This is a genomic window from Ktedonobacter racemifer DSM 44963 (genome assembly GCF_000178855.1).
Taxonomy (GTDB): Bacteria; Chloroflexota; Ktedonobacteria; order Ktedonobacterales; family Ktedonobacteraceae; genus Ktedonobacter; species Ktedonobacter racemifer.
This window is the reverse complement of record NZ_ADVG01000003.1, coordinates 1914580-1930888: the sequence shown is the minus strand read 5'-3', so window position 1 is coordinate 1930888 and position 16309 is coordinate 1914580. Positions and strand designations below refer to the sequence as shown.

The 16309-nt window shown below is 55.0% G+C and carries 16 protein-coding genes; 8 read left to right on the top strand and 8 right to left on the bottom strand.

What is annotated here, in order from left to right:
• Positions 1-214: 214 nt before the first annotated feature.
• Positions 215-397 carry a hypothetical protein gene (locus KRAC_RS72145; protein ID WP_007916435.1) on the bottom strand — a complete coding sequence of 61 codons (183 nt, stop codon included), beginning with the start codon at positions 395-397 and terminating at the stop codon, positions 215-217.
• 334 nt (positions 398-731) lie between these two features.
• Between KRAC_RS72145 and KRAC_RS79980 the strand changes: the two genes are divergently transcribed.
• A complete protein-coding gene (locus KRAC_RS79980; protein ID WP_083814997.1) occupies positions 732-869 on the top strand; it encodes a winged helix-turn-helix domain-containing protein in 138 nt (45 codons plus the stop codon).
• A gap of 258 nt (positions 870-1127) precedes the next feature.
• Complete coding sequence (locus KRAC_RS72140; RefSeq protein ID WP_157507539.1) at positions 1128-1454, top strand: hypothetical protein; 327 nt, start codon at positions 1128-1130, stop codon at positions 1452-1454.
• Here the strand turns inward: KRAC_RS72140 and KRAC_RS37530 are convergent.
• From KRAC_RS37530 to KRAC_RS37515, 4 genes are all read right to left on the bottom strand, one after another.
• Positions 1397-2503, bottom strand: coding sequence for a Gfo/Idh/MocA family protein (locus KRAC_RS37530; protein ID WP_007916433.1), 1107 nt, complete (start codon positions 2501-2503; stop codon positions 1397-1399). The two genes, KRAC_RS72140 and KRAC_RS37530, sit on opposite strands and share 58 nt — an antisense overlap.
• Positions 2504-2570: 67 nt before the next feature.
• Positions 2571-3536 (bottom strand): sugar phosphate isomerase/epimerase family protein, encoded by a 966-nt coding sequence (locus tag KRAC_RS37525; protein WP_007916431.1) that lies wholly within the window; start codon positions 3534-3536, stop codon positions 2571-2573.
• A 15-nt stretch (positions 3537-3551) separates the two neighbouring features.
• On the bottom strand, positions 3552-4319 hold the full coding sequence (locus tag KRAC_RS37520) for an SDR family NAD(P)-dependent oxidoreductase (protein ID WP_007916428.1): 768 nt from the start codon (positions 4317-4319) through the stop codon (positions 3552-3554).
• Positions 4320-4341: 22 nt separating this feature from the next.
• Positions 4342-5493, bottom strand: coding sequence for a Gfo/Idh/MocA family protein (locus KRAC_RS37515; RefSeq protein WP_007916426.1), 1152 nt, complete (start codon positions 5491-5493; stop codon positions 4342-4344).
• A gap of 145 nt (positions 5494-5638) precedes the next feature.
• Between KRAC_RS37515 and KRAC_RS37510 the strand changes: the two genes are divergently transcribed.
• Positions 5639-6379, top strand: a complete 741-nt coding sequence (locus KRAC_RS37510; RefSeq protein ID WP_007916423.1) for a FadR/GntR family transcriptional regulator — start codon at positions 5639-5641, stop codon at positions 6377-6379.
• Between the two features lie 14 nt (positions 6380-6393).
• Positions 6394-7446, top strand: coding sequence for a zinc-dependent alcohol dehydrogenase (locus KRAC_RS37505; RefSeq protein WP_007916421.1), 1053 nt, complete (start codon positions 6394-6396; stop codon positions 7444-7446).
• 1018 nt (positions 7447-8464) lie between these two features.
• On the opposite strand, the gene KRAC_RS37500 is transcribed toward KRAC_RS37505, so the two are convergent.
• From KRAC_RS37500 to KRAC_RS37490, 3 genes are all read right to left on the bottom strand, one after another.
• Positions 8465-8845: an apurinic/apyrimidinic endonuclease family protein gene (locus KRAC_RS37500; RefSeq protein WP_007916420.1), complete on the bottom strand. Its 381-nt coding sequence runs from the start codon at positions 8843-8845 to the stop codon at positions 8465-8467.
• A 953-nt stretch (positions 8846-9798) separates the two neighbouring features.
• Positions 9799-10341: an NUDIX domain-containing protein gene (locus tag KRAC_RS67055; protein WP_075164452.1), complete on the bottom strand. Its 543-nt coding sequence runs from the start codon at positions 10339-10341 to the stop codon at positions 9799-9801.
• Positions 10342-10708: 367 nt separating this feature from the next.
• On the bottom strand, positions 10709-12265 hold the full coding sequence (locus tag KRAC_RS37490) for a hypothetical protein (protein ID WP_007916417.1): 1557 nt from the start codon (positions 12263-12265) through the stop codon (positions 10709-10711).
• A 358-nt stretch (positions 12266-12623) separates the two neighbouring features.
• On the opposite strand from KRAC_RS37490, the gene KRAC_RS37485 reads away from it, so the two are divergent.
• From KRAC_RS37485 to KRAC_RS37470, 4 genes are all read left to right on the top strand, one after another.
• Positions 12624-13121 carry a hypothetical protein gene (locus KRAC_RS37485; RefSeq protein ID WP_075164512.1) on the top strand — a complete coding sequence of 166 codons (498 nt, stop codon included), beginning with the start codon at positions 12624-12626 and terminating at the stop codon, positions 13119-13121.
• A gap of 45 nt (positions 13122-13166) precedes the next feature.
• Positions 13167-14072, top strand: a complete 906-nt coding sequence (locus tag KRAC_RS37480; RefSeq protein ID WP_007916415.1) for a phospholipase D-like domain-containing protein — start codon at positions 13167-13169, stop codon at positions 14070-14072.
• Positions 14073-14139: 67 nt separating this feature from the next.
• Positions 14140-15078 carry a class I SAM-dependent methyltransferase gene (locus tag KRAC_RS37475; protein ID WP_007916414.1) on the top strand — a complete coding sequence of 313 codons (939 nt, stop codon included), beginning with the start codon at positions 14140-14142 and terminating at the stop codon, positions 15076-15078.
• A complete protein-coding gene (locus KRAC_RS37470) occupies positions 15075-16289 on the top strand; it encodes a class I SAM-dependent methyltransferase (protein ID WP_007916413.1) in 1215 nt (404 codons plus the stop codon). Before KRAC_RS37475 ends, KRAC_RS37470 begins: the two co-directional genes overlap by 4 nt.
• Positions 16290-16309 lie beyond the last annotated feature (20 nt).

The window sequence follows — 16309 nt, the reverse complement described above, 5'->3', positions numbered from 1 at the left end:
ACAGAGCAAAAGACTTGCCGCTGCTCAAACGGGACGAAAGCAGCATGCCATTTGCGTGCAGTTTAGGGTCTCTTCTCTAAGGAAGCTTCTCCGATTCTTATGTAAGACCTCTCAGGCTTGCCCGTCCACCTTAAAACGAGGCATAGCAACAGATGCTGTGTTGAGGATCTATAGCAGGTGGCCTGCGCACGCGTAACGCGCTTTGCACGCTCGCCTATAGGCCAGTGAGACTCGTATCAGGTGATGTTTCAAGGTGTTCAATAAGTATCTCCTCCATGGCGGTGGCGAGCGCGGCGACCGCTGGGTACTCGAAGGAGAGGCGCAAAGGGATCTCGACGCCAAGCATTTTGGCAATGAGCAAAGGGGCGCCACCCAAACTGAAAGGTGGCTGCCACATCGGCTACATCCTGACCGGGATGGTTGGTCGGATGATGTATGAACTGATCAACCATCTGCTTCAGAGCTGTAGAGATCTGCACTGAGAGCAAGAGCAGATGAGGAACAGAATTCAGACTCTGCTCGCGGTGAGAGCGGGAAACCTCTTTGACTTCTCCACCGCTTTGGATCATATGCATAGGCAGCGCGATGCGGAGCTTGATAATGCGCGGGTACTTATCATCGGCCATATTTTGCTTGGACCAGGCAATTCGTTAAGCCTCAGAGATGACTGCTCCTTGCTTAAGGATGACCAGGGCCTTGACCTCTTCGCCCTCGCACTCTGATCCCTTGAAGTGGATTATATCCGCGTCTACCTGCATACCCTGCGCCTCAAGTTGGAAGACGATCCCAGGCATCCGATCTATCTCGAAACGATCACGGGGGTAGGATATCGGTTCCACCAGCCATGCATTCCCATTTTTTCGGGTTGATCCAATGTGGAAGAGCCTACGACACGCCAGATCACTTATCCGCATTTGCCATATGCTGCATATAGTGGCGTGCTGTCCTGCAGGACACGCCACCCGTTTGGATCACAGCCAATCAATGAGAAATTGGCTGTGATCCAAACGCCCTGCTTCTTTTGATGCCCATGACGTATCTGGCATGACTGGCCCAACAATGTCCACTTGATAGCGCATGTGGCTCTCTGCTAGCACCTCTGCATCGACGAAGCCCATGTCCATCAAATGCTGATCTGGAAGCAGTTGCTGCTCGTCCAGGTGCGAATGCAGCTCTCCGATGATGTGGTCGCGCAGGGCACCGCGCAGCCGCGCCCCCGGATGGGGGAAGAAGACGTGAGGGATGGCAGACGTCTCTTCGGGTATTGCTCACCCATTACGATCCTCGCCGAGTCGTCTCCATGGGACATCCATTCAGAGGGTCGCGTACGTAGCAGTGCCACAAGAAGCCGCGCGGTTGCGCAACCGCTGGCGGAGTGTCACATGGAAATGATCTCCTACGAAAGAGGCTGCTTCTCCACAACCTGGGCCAGTCCCGATGTTGCGCAGTCGTAGATGGCACGAATACAGGAAAAATTGAAGAGTGCTTGCTCGTTCACTATTGCTGATGACGGTTGGTTATGTATGCGTTGATAGAAATACACGAGCGGTTTCTCTCCGAAGCGCAGTGCCCCTGCTACTGGTGGGAAAGCAATGGTTCTGCTCTCGCTTGCACCGTCGCGGTCATAGGTGTGCGTCAGGGTGGCACGACCTCTGGACAACGGCCAACTCCAGCGTAAGGAACCGTTGACGCCGGTAAATTCGATCACGGACTGCTCCTCACTATGAGTGCCGGAGGCGCGTTCGTAATTCACGATCACGCTGCTGCCATTGGCGAGCACATAGCGGAGCGTGGCTCCAGCGTGCTGTTCGACGTCAATGATGGTCTGTGGAGGAAGTTGCAGGGCGGTGGCGGGATTGGCTAGCCAGGCATTGAGCACTTCCACGCGCGTGGGTTGTAAGAGATCATTGAGCACAGTAAATTCGTAAGGGGCACGATCCATTAAGGTTCCGCCGCCGCTTCTGGTCTGGTCGAGAAACCAGTTTGTCTGGGGCTGATACTCGATCCCTGGCCGATTGCGTTGCTCTAGATTGAGAAAGCGCACATGATAGAGCTGGCCCAGTGCCTGTTCCTGCAAAAGACGGCGTGCCTCCTCGGCTGGCGGCCAGTTGAGACATCTGACGCTACAGCAGCCAAGCAAACGCTGATAAGCGTGGGCGACCTCTAGCATATGCCGCGCCTGCTCCTGATTTAGCGCGAGTGGCTTTTCACACAACACATGTCGGCCTGTAGCCAGCGCGGCACAGGTCAGTTCTTCATGGGCGAACGGTGGCGTGGTGATGATGACGATATCATTCTCATCTGCTGCTTCGGCCAGCATGGTTTGCGCGTTTTCGAAGGCCCGCGCCTGAGGATATTCCCTGACAAAAGCTGCCAGTGCTTGAGGATTGGGATCTGCGACCACCAGCGTAACCTGTTCCGGGTCAGGCAAGCGTTGGATGGCGGCGGTGTGGGAACGCGCGATGAATCCCGCCCCAACAAGATAAATACGTTGCGTGCTCATTTACTTCCTTGATTTCTTGCAAGCAGCCGATGGTCTCTGAATCTACTTGATGATTGGCCCACGCAGTTTATGCATGTATAAGCTGCTTGAGATAGGCCACGCTTTCTCTAAGCTGTTGCTCTTCATAGGCCACAATGGCCTCGGCTGGCTCATGGCGTTCAAAAGGCGTTTGCCAGTTCTCAGATTGCCTTACATGGGCATAAACGAAGCGCAGCACGTGCGCAAGCTGTGCCGCTGAACGCGGTGGATACGCTGGCCAATAATCATCGGCTAGCACCCGGATATGGCGAGCCTCTAAGGCTCCCATTTCCAGGGACATGGTGATGTCTGGGCACAATTCTCTCACCATGGCAAAAAGCTGCGGGAAGTCAATGACTCCCTGGCCTATGGGACTGCGCGCCAGGCGATAGCCTTCGTCTGTAGGAAAGATCCAGTAGTCTTTGAGGTGGACGTTTTTGAGGTGTGTTCCGATGCGCCTGACAAAGTCCAGGGGTTCTTCAGCCGTAGCCAGCGGATTCCCTGTGTCCAGCGTAATCCCAAAACGGGATGAGTCGATGGCGTTGCACAGCCAGAGAAGTTCTTCCGAAGCCAGGTCTTGATGATTTTCGACCGTGAGATTCACCCCGACACGTTCGGCAACCTGTGTGGCCGCGCCCAATCCCTCCAGCATTTCTTCTAAAAACGCGCTCCAACGGTTCGCAATGAGCCTGCGATCCCCGCCGATTTGCGCGCCTCCTACTACTGTACGCACCGTCTCCACGCCCAGGCGCGCTCCCAGTTCAAGCGTTTCCGCCAGCTTTTCAGGGGCGTATCCTCCCGTTGCCAGATTCAGGAAGAGGTGATGCTCCCGAGCGTAGCGCGCCACAGCATCGATATCCTCTCCCTCCAAAAGCACTGCTGGCAGCTCAGCTCCCGCCAGGCCACAGACCCCCGCGCGCTCTAAAAGCTGGATCGGCTTGATCCGGGGGCGCCCGGCCTGGGGAGCCAGGCCCATGCTAAAAACGGTGCCATATGCTGTAAGGCCAATCCGCATAGGATCCTTCCTTTCTTATTCGGCTGTCCAGCCTCCGTCAATGGTTAGGGCTGCGCCGGTCATGAAGCTTGAGGCGTCCGAAGCCAGGAAGACGATCGCTCCCGCCAGTTCCTCCGGTTTGCCCCAGCGCCCCAGCGGAATGTGGTTGAGAAAGAACCGGTTGGCCTGCGGATCATTGATAACCGGCGCATTGAGTTCAGTCGCCATGGGACCAGGACAGAGGGCGTTGACAGTAATCCCGTATCTGGCCCATTCCAGCGCCAGAACTCTGGTCAGTTGAAGCACGCCACCTTTGCTGGAGGCGTAGGCGCTGCGCTCAGGTAGGGCGACCTGCGCGAGCATTGAGGCCAGATTGATGACCCTGCCTGTGCCCTGTCTCTTCATATGGGGAGCCACCGCCCGCGCGCAGAGAAACGGCGCCTTGAGATTGGTCTGCTGCACCAGGTCCCAACTGGCTTCGTCAAAGGCCTCGGCTGGCTTACGAATATTGATGCCAGCATTGTTGACCAGGATATCGATGCGCCCGAAGGCTGCGATAACGGCCTCAACCATTTGATCGATCTGCTGGGCGTCGGTGACATCGACCGCCAGGCCAAGGACACGGCGTCCAGTCGCGGCAACCAGAGCCTCCGCTCCCCGCTGCGCTTTCTCCTGATCCCTGCTTGTGACTACGACATCAGCTCCAGCCTCCGCCAGAGCCCGAGCCATAGCCAGACCCAGTCCTCGCGTTCCCCCTGTGACCAGCGCGAGCCGGCCATCCAACTTAAACATGTCAAGCACCATAAATACTACTCCTTTGTGACAACTACGACTTGGCGGCGATTGGCCGTGTGACGGGCGGCACGTCTGGCACATCGACCCAGCGCCGCTCACGCGCGGATTGCAAAACAGCGTCGATCACCGCCTGGCACCGCATCCCATCGTAGAAGGTCGGAATGTCATTGCTACCCATAAGAATAGCCTGAATAAAAGCAAAATCCTGATCATAGCGGAAAGTCACGGTTGGTTCGCCGATAGAGGGATCGCGTGGCGAATCGGGATAGACCAGGAACTCGCGCGGCACCTCCCGCGCCTCCAGCGTGCCATCAGGGTGACCGACGAGAACCTCATGCGGGCGATGCAGATGATAGATAAGCGTGCCTTCTGTTCCGTACACTTCAAATTCGTCGAGGCCAAATCCACCCTTTCCACGTCCTTTGGCCACCTTGCTCAGATCGAATGAGGCTACTGTTCCCTGCTCAACACCCACACCAGCGGCAAACTCGGCCAGAAAAATAGAGGCATCCTCAACATCGGCGGGGAACGGTTCTCCGTCAGGAGTCGGGCGCACAGGCGCGAACGTGCGTGTCAGGCCGACCACGCGGGCGATCGGGCCAATCACATTATGGCAGAAATCGATGCGGTGTGCCCCCATATCTCCCACCTCACCAGCGCCTGCCAGATGACGCTGCTGGCGCCAGCCAAGCGAGGTTTCTGGAAAATCCTGCAAACGCGCCACGCGCAACTGACGCGGCAGACCGACCAGTCCCTGACCCACCAGATGCTTGAGGTAGCGCATAGCGGGCACAAAGCGATAGGTAAACGCAGTCATATGGCATACCCCGGCGGCGACCGCTGCTTCATACATTTCCACTGTCTCAGCGTAGGTCATGCCAAGTTGTTTCTCAACCAGCACATGCTTCCCCGCCGCGATAGCCGCGTGCGCGATCGGAGCGTGCAACAGCGTGGGCGTCGCTATGACCACCGCGTCCACGGCAGGATGCTGGAGCAGGCGCTCGTACTCCGTGAAGGTATGTGAAACATGATACTCCTGCGCGACCTGCTTGAGCCGCCCGGCGTCACTATCACACAGAGCGACGATCTCCGCCTGCTCGCAGCGCTTCAACCCGGGCAAGTGGACGCTGTTACTGATACCCCCCAGACCAATCACGCCTACTCCAACCCGCGATTCCCGCATGGCAATACTCCTTCCCTGAAAACAGCTTGACAAACTGATCGGCTATTGGCTACAGTAATTGGTAAAGTTATATTACCAATTACTGTAGCCAATAGCCGATCAGTTTGTCAAGCGTGAAAGACGACTGAGAAAGGAGGAGGAGGCAGTGTTTGAAATATCCCCCAAAAGTGCCCTTTCCGAAGGCATCGTGAACAAGTTGCTCGCTCTCCTCAAGGAAAGGAAACTCCAACCGGGTGATCGCCTGCCCTCGGAGCGGGATCTGGCGGAACAACTCCAGGTGAGCCGCCCTTCGCTGCGGGAGGCCTTGCGGGCGCTCTCGATTATGCATGTTGTGGAAATACGGCAAGGTTCGGGCACATACATCTCTTCTCTCGAACCCAAACGCCTGGTCGAGCATCTTGATTTTGTCTTTGCCCTGGCTGATTCAACCTACCTCTCGCTTTTTGAGGCGCGCAAGGTGGTAGAGGTCGGCATCTGTGGCCTGGCAGCGCAGCGTATCACCGACGAAGAGATCACTCGCCTGGAAAGCTGCCTGGAAAAGTCGCTGCTAGGATTGACCGATGCGGAACTGTATTTCCAGGCTGATGTGGAATTACACGAGATCATTACCGAAGCTGCCGCAAGTCCTATTCTCAGCAGGATCATGGCCAGTATCAGCCATCTGAGCCTCGCCAGCCGTCAACGTACCGCTGTGTTGCCAGGGATCGCTTACCAGGTCATTGAAGATCACCGCGCCATTATCCAGGCGCTCAGGCAGCGTGATTCCGAGGCTGCGCGCCTAGCCATGTATCAACACCTTCTCCATGTCGAGCAGCGGCTGCTCGATGATCTCGCGGCCAGAGCCGCAATGACCGAGCCGCAGTCGGCTACGGCGTTTGAATCATGAGAGGAGACAAGAGCATGTCGACCCATGCAGAGATGAAAGCACTGGTCTGGCTAGGGCCAGAGGATATGCAGCTTCGCGCTGTCCCGCTCCCCGAACCTGCGCCCAGTGAAGTGCTAATCGAGACAAGCGCTATCGGCATCTGCGGTTCTGAACTAAGCGGATATCTCGGCCATAATAGCCTGCGCCGTCCACCGCTGATTATGGGGCATGAAGCTTCTGGACGTATTTTGCAAACAGGTGAGCAAACGACCTTCGCCGATGGCACCGCGGGTCAGGTAGGGATGCGTGTGACCTTCAACCCGCTAATTGTCTGTGGTACCTGTGATCGGTGTCGCGCGGGTTACACCAACCTCTGCCGCCAACGCCAGCTCGTCGGCGCGCACCGTCCAGGCGCGTTTGCCTTCTACGTAGCCGTTCCTGCCGCTCAGTGCTGGCCCGCGCCAGAAAATCTCTCGGATACCGCTGCTTCTCTGGCTGAGCCGCTGGCCTGCGCCATCCACGCCGTTACACTTGCTCACGTCTCCTCGGGAGACAGCCTGCTCATCCTTGGCGCTGGTCCCATCGGCCTCTTTTGCCTGGCCTATGCCCGTTTGCTGGGTATTACAGAAATCATTGTAAGCGATATGCTTCCCACGCGCCTGGCGATTGCGCAGCAATGGGGAGCAAGCGCGACCCTGAACGCGCGTACAAGCGATGTCGTGCAAAGCATCCAGCAGATCTGTGGGGGCGGCGCAATGGCAGTGATTGATGCCGTCGGCGCGACCACCACGCGCGCTCAGGCCGTTCAGGCCGTAGTCCCTGGTGGGCGCGTCGTCTTTATTGGCCTCCATGATGAGGAATCGCCGCTCGCCACGAATTATCTTATTCGGCAGGAAGTTACCATTACCGGCTGTTTTGCCTATACTCACCATGATTTCGGCATCGCAGTGGCCATGCTGAAAGCAGGCAAGCTTCGGCCAGAGGCGGACTGGCTGGAAGAGCGCCCGCTGGCTGAGGGGCCGGCTGCCTTTGCCGAACTGGTCAAGGGTACGGCCAAGGGCACAAAGATCGTACTGCGGACGAAGTAGCCCTCGCGTGATTCTGACACAAAAATCCCTGTGAGACGTTCACCGTGATGAGAAACTTACCCAAACATGGACAAGCCATATCTGGCGTTCCCTTCCTGCTTCCCTGACCACTGCCAGGAGTCCCTAGTCTTACCGGAAACGAGCCAGAAAGCCCCGCTCCTTTAGGGCTGGGGATATGAGGGCCGCTCCTTATTTCATCTCCGCTTCCGGAAGTCTCCTCACATGGGGAGGTCCAGATGCCTGGCAAACGTTTCTGCTCGTGAGTGTAGCGACAGCTTGCGTTGGGATGTTGGTCGGCGCCCCTCAAGGTAGCACACTAGGACGACATGGATACGGTGCAACCAGATGGCTGCTGATCAGTGCTGTCGCTTGGGGCGTAGGCCGGCCTTTCGGCTGGCTTGTGGAAAGTATCCTCAGTATGAGAGTGGACTCCCACTATAGCCCAGATGCACCTGGGAGGCACGATCTGGGCTATAGTGGGAGTCATCACTGGTGGTGGTCTAGTAGGACTCTTGAATGAGTCAGCATGGTATTCAATTTATAGCAGCAGCCTTGATGGCACACGGCAGAAACAGCCTGCCAGCGGACAACCCATTGGTTGCCTCTCTCCAGAAGAGATGAGAGCCTGTCTCCAGCAAGAGAAACGCAGAATTTCCTCGCAGGCGCTACCATATTTCTCCAGGCGTCTTTATTTGAGCAAGAATTCTACAAATAACAGAATACAAAATTTTGGTAATTTCGCATCCCGAAAGAGTCGGGAGCAGCGTGCGGCCTTCGTTCACGTACGTGTTCACAGGGTTGGCAATAAGAAAATGTGAGCATCACCTGACACCCGCTCACCTTTGAGGAAGGCTCTCTTTCATGTACGCTCTCCACAAAGTGGAGCAGCAACATGTATTTTCGTCCCGTTACGCTATTGTGTAGTGACAGACTACCGCAATATCCTTGATCGCGTTGGGATCCAGCTGCGCGCCTCCAGTGAGCCAGCCGCTGAGGGCCTAGTTCCCAGGCACGCTGTTCAAGGGCTTTTCGCCTCGCAGGACGCCATTCCAGATCGCCAGGCTGAGTATAAGGAGAAGGCGCGCACCAAAGGGGCATTGAAACGCTTCGCAAGCTCAAATGAGCGTTGCAAGATCCACCACTCCCGCTCCTGATCGCTCCCCCTGGCATCGTCTTGCCAGAGTGGGCTTTTCAGGAAAGGCGAAGCAATAGAACAGACGCGAAACCCACCTTCCTCAAGGAGCGCCTGTATGCGCGCAAGACGCTCCTCGCTGTGGAACACAATGTTCTCACCATCAATCGTACGCAGTTCGAGCGTCTTCACCTGGAGGTCTCGACAAACACGCAAGGCATGCAGCAGGTCCTGTGAAATCTCATCTGTGATAATGCTCAGTTGCAAAAGGCCTTCTCCTCGCACTTCAAAAACGCACGCATGAGCCTCGAAACGGGGTCATATGCTTCACAAAGTTCAGCTCAGCACAGGCCCCGTACCGTTTTAGCACACATGGTCATTTTACAAAATTTTTGTATTTTTGGGCATCAACTTCTTTTCCAGTGAGAACTATTCGTATTTTTCACGTCTCCCCTTAGAAACAATTGCCAGCCAAACGTATGCAAAAATACAGAAAGGGAGCCACTCATCAAGACATGGCCCCCTTCCCGTCTCCTGGCAGATACGGTCATGGGGATCTCATTCCAGGCTATGCCCAAAATTGAGACCTATCCATCACTTATCCTTCTTCTTTTTCTGCTGCTTTTCCTGCTCTCGCCTCCTTCGCTCCTTCTCGGCAGCCAACTTAGCAGCGGCAGTAGCGGCAGCGATAGCGGCATGAAGAACAGCACTCATCCCTTTCACCTCCCCTCATCTTCCACTTCACTGAGAGCGTTCCGAGAAACTGCGCGTTGCGTTTCTCGAAGATGGTCCATGCCCCGTTTTTGAGCCATAGAGACAAACTGTTCCCTCTTCATTGGTTCAGCGAGCTTCTTCAAGAAGAAGCGCGATCCAAGTGATAGAGAACCTTCTCTTTTCATCACGCAACTGGTTCAGTTAGATGCTGAAAAAAGAGAGAAAAAAAACGATGCATTCAATATAACTGATATCATATTGCTTCAGCAAGGGGCAAATAGGGAAAAAACCGGGCCATCCAATTCTCTCTCTCACTGATCCCGGCTCGCGTAGCGAGCGTTCGAGAGAAGGCGTTTGGGCTGCAAACGGCTTACTCATAACAAGAGGCATCGTCTACGACCCCACAAATATATGCCCCTTTACTATTCCTCGGCACCCACTTGGTGGAACTCCCCATGAGAGGGGCTAGAGTCCTACGCGGGCGGGCATCTCGTGGGAAGATCCAGTTATTTTGAGGTGATATCCCGTGCTATTTGAACAAGGCACGGATGAAAGTGATCAGCATTCTCTATCACGTGTAGGGGATTGACCCATTGAGAATCGGCATACTCTTCATTAAGTTGAACACTCGCTTTTTCTTCATCAGTCAGGTTGACAGCTGTTGTGATTGAGAACATATGGCATCCGTTCGTTGTTGGCTCCCATGCTCTTGTATCCCAGATCTGACTATAGTAGCCGATAATATTTCGGAGACGGGCTTCAGGAATATCAAGGTGCAATTCTCGTCGCAAATTACGCCGTAATGCCTGCTCAACAAGTTCACCTTTGCGCATCCGTCCTCCTATAACCCACCAGTCGGGATGGGGTTCCCATGCCCGCTTGGCAATCAACCACATCCCTTGATGCAATAGAGCAGCATCAGCGCAACAAATTACGAGCGCATCCAATGCTGCTGCGTAAGTTGAATCGGGCAGGAACATTCCTGGTTTTTGTTGCTCTCCCGTCACGTATTGACGATTCGGATACTCTCTGACAGGTTGGTGATACATTGTTTTCTCCCTTATCAGACCGAGCGTAAAACCCTGGACTTCAGTCCCAGGGATAGAAGCGAGTCCTTTTGTGGTGGATAGGGTAGTGGGGGATATATCAGCATTGACATATTCACACCTACCTGATATACTAGAACAAGTGTTTTGGTACATACACAACCGAAAAGTGTTTGGGCGTTGCAAGGTAAATCGTCCCCTTGCGTAAAAGCACTTGCGTACAAGTGTTCCTGTGCCCTCTCGGTGAGGTCTTTTAAGAGCTTCAAAGCCACCTTGCCATTCAAGAGAGCAAACACGTATTGGCTCGGACGGAGCCTTCGGGAAACTTCGGTTTGCTGAGAAGCCCCCCGGCTTTAGCCGTGGGGAGTCGTCACGAATGAACCATCACGCCTAATCGAATGACCTCGATGTTTTTGCTATCGAGTTGGCTCAGTTGTCCTTGCAATCCAGCAATGCGCATGATGTGGATACGGGACTTTATTTGCTTCATTCTGACTAACGCATCTTGTGCTGGAGTAGCTGCGGCATCAATCAATCCCAGATTGGCGTAGGCTTGCGCCCAAAGATAATCGGTATAGGCATTTTGCCGTGTCATGTCCCCTTCTTCTGGAAGGTCCATCAGGTCTGTAAGTTCCTGGAGGGCTTCGCGGGACCAGCCTGCTTCCAGCATTGCTGCTACTTTTGTGTTACGATAGGTTCGCTCGGTGATTCTAATCGAGAACTCCTCCTCAAGGATATCTCTTGTCTCTGCTATTATTTTCCCACCAGCATTGAGGTGAGCCAGCGCAGTTCGTTTTGCCTCCTGATTTCCTTGTGCCAGATGTGCCTTTGCGTATCCCTCATCGAATAACATCACGCCGTGTAATGCTTCGGGAAGCCGCTCAAGATTGCGTATCCTGGTATAGCAGTCAATGGCTGCCAGATAATCAGTATTCGCTTGCCTTCTTTTTTGATTCGCACCTGTGATATTCCCTCTTGCAGCCTCCATTTTTGCTTGAGCCTCGAATACCGTTCCTCTATCGCGAAGCACACTGCCAATCCGAAGCAGCGTTACTGCGAGCAAATGAGGACGTCCAGCCCTTTCAGCTAAAATAGCTGCTTTTTCTAATTCTACAATTGCCGTATCATACCGACCCTGATCACGTAAGATATGCGCATAAAGATGGTGATAGCGACACAGTACTGCCCGTACCTCTTTCTCATCGTCTCCACTGACGTAGGGTAAGGCAGTCGTGAGATCTGCCATAGCAGCGGCAATCTGGGTCAGGCGATCTTGTGCAGTGCCAGTATGGTTGCGGTTCCAGAGGGTTTTGAGACGATCTGTGTAGACTGCAAGATCAAAAGCTGCTTCTTTTTCTTTTGTTTCTCTGGTGTGCGGCGTGGTTGGTACATCCTGATGCTGCTGGAGCAGAATTTCCTCAAGGGTGACAATGCCTAATGCGACTGGTGGAATATCGAGCAACAAAGCCAGCACACGGCGGCGCGCAATGGAGTCTAGCCCGATATTCCTTTTTTCCATGTCTCGTATGGCTTTCTCTGTCATGCTGAGCGCTCGTGCACGTCCCTTTTGGCTGCGCAAGGGATGTTCTTTTTGCTTCATCTTACGATGTAACCTGACGGTCTGTCCAGGATCGGTTTCATCTTCAATGGAAGCCAGCCCGAAGAGAATGGGAGGGATATTAAACAACAGTGCCAGTCTGCGACGAAGAGAAATCGAGTCGAGTCCAACATCATGGCTCTCCAGGTAACACACCGCCCGTTCCGTCAGACCTAACTCCTGTGCCAGACGCTTCTGTGTCCAGGTCGCATCAGTATGCTTTTTTTGTTCTCGATACCAGCGTGCAGTTTTGCCAGGGCGCGGGAATCCATCCGTTCCCATCTCGGCTGGAGAGAGAAGTCCGAAACGTGCCCAATCAACACTTTCCATCGTGCATGCCTACCCTTCTCTGGTACGTTTTCTTATCAAGAGTATACAAAAGATGCTATCTACCATGCAACTCAAAAAGCACACCTCAAATTTCAGTATGCCTCTCACCTGTATTGCTAGCTACTGTCTCTGTGATAGAGTGAATCCTGTGTCATAGCACTAGACATGGTTGTCCATACAGAAAAAGCGACTCAACGTTTCTGGACTGATGATCTCATTGAGGGATGGTATGAGCAAAACCAATAAAACCGAAGTCACACGACTGCTTGAGGAATACCAAAGGAATCCCCCCTTAGGACATCTTATCTGCACTTACTATGTTAGAACAGAAAATGCATTCAAGATTGGACATCAGGAAATGCACGACAGAAAGACAAAGCCAACACTAGAGCAGATACGGACCCTCTTCCCTTTCGACGTGCCCGATCTGGCGCGAACGGCAGGAGTAGAAACCAGTATTGTCTATCAGGCATTGCTTCAGCGCCCCATTCATTGCCAGGATGCCGAAAAGATCCTTCGCGCGCTCTCCAATCACACCAAGCTCACCCTGACCCTGGAGAACATTGACATGGTGCTCTGGGACGAATATTTGACTCTCTGGCTCCTTCGAGCCTCTGCCTCAACACAGCAGCAGGAAGGATGGGAAAGAGAGAGTACATATACATACCATTTCGTCTATGCCCGTGACGAGTTGGAGGCACAGTTTCGCGCTCAAACCTGGCTTGCCCAACGTCCCCATCTTCCCAATCACACCTTTACCCCATGCCCAAATGGCTTTCAGATTGGGCCTGTGCGTATCCCGGGTATTTGCCCTGATGAACTGATGTGTACAGAAACACTTCCATACCCATTTTGACCAAAGTGACAACTACCAATGCGGAAAGGAATATCGTCTCTCACCATGAACGCCATCCAGCCACCCAACATGACGCGCTCTCTGCTGCTTGATAATCAACAAGCCACGCTCAACGAGACCTTACACCATCTCCTGGCTCAGCACGCTGGACGAGCCCTTGATATCTGTACGACACGTCTCACCCTTGAAGGGTGGGCACTTGTATGTGACGGGCTCCAACAGGTAGGAAACCTTCGCCTCCTCCTCAACCCCACGGTCCTCGCCACCATTGAGGATGAGCCTCTGGCGGACATGCACACCACGCGCACACACCATCCGTTAGGCACCGAGCGCTCCAAAGACCCCCAGGAGGAACGACTCGCGCTGGTCGAAGCCTTGATCGCCTTCTTGCAGCAGAACCACGTCCAGGTCCGTTTTGCTGAGCGCCCCCCCCTTCATGCCCGCTGCTTTCTCTTCTATGCCGACCAGGATAGTGCACGTAGCGCCCCACAGACTGCGATCGTCGGCTCATCTGATCTCACCCGAACAGGACTCCTCACCAACGCCGAACTCAACGTGGTGCACCGAGCCCACCTCACCCACGATGACATCACGCTCAAACGCCTACGAGGCCTCTTAGAGCGAGAGGAACGTACTCTCCTGCTCCAATGCTCCCAGGAGCAGCGTCTGCTCGCCGCCAGGCTCCCTACCCTCTTGCTCCTGGAACACCTCACCACCTGGTTTGCCCACCACTGGGAGCACGCCACCGACGGCAAAGGCCGCCTTATCGCCCATCTACAAGCCCACAAAGCACAGTACTATAGCGCTCCTCTCAGGCAGCACGATCAGCCTGGTGAAGCACCAGAGCAAGCGCAACCACCACACGGGAAGGATGCCTCTGCTCCCCACTCAGGCACCCCTCGCAAGGAAACGTGGGCAGAGCATGACTATACGCAGCGCCAACAAGGTTGATGTGGGAAGAGAGATACGCTTGTCGCTTTGTCAGGTTGACAGTAGAAAGAAGAAGAGGAAGGGAAAGATGTTTCACGCCTCCCATCGTCTGTATGCAGAAAGCAGCACCCATGGCCCTCTGCTGCTCGATCCACTGGCCTCCGCTGAGCAAGCGCGTGTGATCACGCAATATCACATGCTCGCCTCAGCCCTCAAGGAACCCTTACCCGAACTGGAAGAGCTAGGCATTACTACGTCCACCTCGCCTCACCTCATCCTGGACCTTGGATGTGGGCCAGGAGGGACCTGGGCCTGTGATGTGGCCTTTCACGATCCCTTCTGTCTGGTCTTTGGGATCTCAGCTCTTGCCCCCTACGTCCGGCAGGCCACTACCTTTCGCCAGATGCAGGGTCAGACACGCGTTCAATTTCTCCAGATGGAGTTTGCCAGGGAGTTGTGCTGCCCGACTAGCTTCGCCACCATCATCAATGGCCGTTTTTTGCGCACCTTCCTCACAGACGCGGGCTGGCCCCGGCTGCTCCGGGAGTGTTTCCGTGTACTACGACCGGGAGGGCTTCTTCGCCTCACGGAATGTATCGCTGCCTTCTCCAATAGCCCGGCCTGTGAAACGCTGACCCACTATTATGAGCAGGCCCTTGCCATATGCACACAGACCCTCCTCTCTCAGCATGAAAGAAGCCAGGAGGGCTCGGACCTTGCCAGTATACTGTTGCAACACACGTCCCTCTTCGAACTCCTGCACGACGTTGGCTACTGTGCCATGGAAGAACAACGGATCATGCTCGACTTCTCGGCCGGCACCCTCTATCAAGCCAGTATGCGCACCAATGCCGAATCCTTCTTTTACCAGCTTGCCCCGCTGTTGTATCAAACCACCGACCTCTCCCCGGCGCGGTTTGAGGACCTCTTTGAACAGATGCGAGCAGAAATGAGCGTTCCCACCTTCAAGGGGCACTGGACCCTCTCTCGTGTCCATGCCTTTAAACCAGGAGGAAGAGCGCAATGACACCACTGTCTATACCTCTTCAGTCGGGACAAGGCCTGCACTTCCTGGCAAAGAACGAGCGCCAGGTTCTCTCCAGGGCGTCCCACCTCCTCGTGCCACAGGTTCATGAGGACAGGGGATATCCATCCCCTCTGCCACCAGGGGAAGCGCTCTACCCCTTCTATACCCCCTCTGACCCATTGGTGCTTGACGAGGAGGTGTTGGTGTTGCCGATCCATCCCTTGGAATGGCGGCGGCGCACGCAGCAGGCTCGCATGCTCTTGCAGCATTGTGGCACGCCACTTCCCGAACGACACGAGGGGCGCCCTCTGGCACGGATCCTGGAACTGAGCATTGATCCTCATGGCGAGTGGCTACGACAGGTTGCCTCCTTACACCCAACCACCGAGGTTATTGGCGTCACGTCACAGGAGATGTATGCCAGGCAAGCCGCCTTCTTTGCCGCCGTCCAGGGATGCCGCAACGTGCATGTTCAGGTGTGTCCACTCTCCCGGCCGCTTCCCTTCCCGGCGGAGAGTATGGACCTCATCAACGGCAGGTTCCTCCACGCAAGCCTTCCTGAGCACCTCTGGCCGTTGCTCCTGGAAGAGTGCGTTCGGCTCCTTCGGCCAGGAGGGGTCCTCCACCTGCTTGAATGTCTACGAGGGGAGAGTACCAGCGCTGCCGCAGGTACCCTGTATGCCGCCTACAGGCACTCCCTGGAGAGGAGACGCGTCGCGTCACGCCCGTCGTTGCCAGGAGCACGGACCATACGCGCCTTTCAGCCTGAGCACCTCCCTCTACGGCTTGCGAAGGCAGGCTTGGTCGCGGTTGAGCAGCAGAAGAGCCTGCTCGACTTTTCTGCCGGGATGCCCTTTCATGGCACGCTCCGCGAACAGGCCGATGACTTTTTTCAGCTCGTTGCACCTCTCTGCACCCATCACCATGCGCCTCTTTCTCTCGAAGCCTACCAGCAGGCCTATCACGAGATGCAATTGGAGCTACTCGAGCCGACGTTTCGTGGGTACTGGCACCTCTGCGCTCTCTGGGGCTATAAGCCGTATGCACGCGTACTGCGACCAATCCCCAGTATTCACAGAGGCCAACCATGCTCGCATAGACACGGGCAGCCATGTGCTCTTTTTCCCATGCCGAAGGATGTGCAACAACGCGAACCAGAGCCAAGCGAAGAAGCCGACCAAACACACGACCGATCAGCAGAGAGAAGTTAGTAATAGCACAAGGAGATAAT